The 1,556-nt window shown below is 63.0% G+C and carries 1 protein-coding gene; it reads left to right on the top strand.

Features of this window, described 5'->3' with window-relative positions; all coding sequences use genetic code 11:
* On the top strand, window positions 1–1,556 hold a 1,556-nt coding region (locus tag ACIQUB_RS31450), incomplete at both ends, for a 4Fe-4S dicluster domain-containing protein (RefSeq protein ID WP_402935924.1).

Below are 1,556 nucleotides of genomic sequence, written 5' to 3'. Positions count from 1 at the left end.
CGCGAGAGCATGGAATTCGACGTCGTGATTGTCGGCGGCGGTCCTGCCGGCCTTTCGGCTGCGATCAGGTTGAAGCAGGTCAATCCCGAACTCTCGGTCGTCGTGCTGGAGAAGGGCGCTGAAGTCGGCGCGCATATCCTGTCGGGTGCGGTCGTCGATCCCATCGGCATCGACCGCCTGCTGCCTGATTGGCGCGAAGAGACCGACCATCCGTTCAAGACCGAAGTCAAGGACGACCACTTCCTGCTGCTTGGCCCGGCCGGATCGATCCGTCTGCCGAACTTCGCCATGCCGCCTTTGATGAGCAATCACGGCAACTACATCGTCTCGCTCGGCAACGTCTGTCGCTGGCTGGCGGGCCACGCGGAAGCCTTGGGCGTCGAGATCTATCCGGGCTTCGCCGCCACCGAAGTGCTCTACAACGACGCCGGCGCCGTCATCGGTGTCGCCACCGGCGACATGGGCGTCGAGAAGAACGGCGAACCCGGCCCGAATTTCACCCGTGGCATGGAGCTGCTGGGCAAATATACGCTGATCGGCGAGGGCGTCCGCGGCTCGCTCGCCAAGCAGCTCATCGCCAAGTTCGACCTGCAAAAGGATCGCGAACCCCAGAAATTCGGCATCGGCATCAAGGAGCTCTGGCAGGTCAAGCCGGAGAACCACAGCCAAGGCCTCGTGCAGCACTCCTTCGGCTGGCCGCTCGGCATGAAGACCGGCGGCGGTTCGTTCCTCTATCATCTGGAAGACAACCTCGTTGCCGTCGGCTTCGTGGTGCACCTGAACTACAAGAACCCCTATCTCTACCCCTTCGAGGAATTCCAGCGCTTCAAGACGCATCCTGTTATCCGCACGACCTTCGAGGGCGGCAAGCGCCTGTCCTATGGCGCCCGCGCCATCACCGAGGGCGGTTACCAGTCGGTGCCGAAGCTGACCTTCCCGGGCGGTGCGCTGATCGGCTGCTCCGCCGGCTTCGTCAACGTTCCCCGCATCAAGGGCAGCCACAACGCCGTGCTCTCAGGCATGCTGGCGGCCGACAGGATTGCCGAGGCGATCGCCGCAGGCCGAGCCAATGACGAGGTCATCGAGATCGAGAACGAATGGCGCGCAAGCGACATCGGCAAGGACCTGAAGAAGGTCCGCAACGTCAAGCCGCTGTGGTCGAAGTTCGGCACGGCGATCGGCGTCGCCCTCGGCGGTCTCGACATGTGGACCAACCAGCTCCTCGGCTTCTCCTTCTTCGGTACGCTCGGCCACGGCAAGACCGATGCCGCATCGCTGGAGCCGGCTGCCAAGCACAAGCCGATCGACTACCCCAAGCCCGACGGCGTGCTGACCTTCGACCGTCTCTCCTCGGTGTTCCTGTCGAACACCAATCACGAGGAGAACGAGCCTGTTCATCTGAAGGTCAAGGACATGGCGCTGCAGAAGTCGTCGGAGCACGACATCTTCGCCGGTCCCTCGACGCGCTACTGTCCTGCCGGTGTTTACGAGTGGGTCGAGAAGGACGGGCAGGAGACCTACGTCATCAACGCCCAGAACTGCGTCCACTGCAAGAC

The organism is Rhizobium sp. NPDC090275 (assembly GCF_044772225.1).
Classification (GTDB): Bacteria; Pseudomonadota; Alphaproteobacteria; order Rhizobiales; family Rhizobiaceae; genus Rhizobium.
Note: the sequence above shows the minus strand (reverse complement) of the source record. Positions and strands in the feature narration are given on the sequence as shown.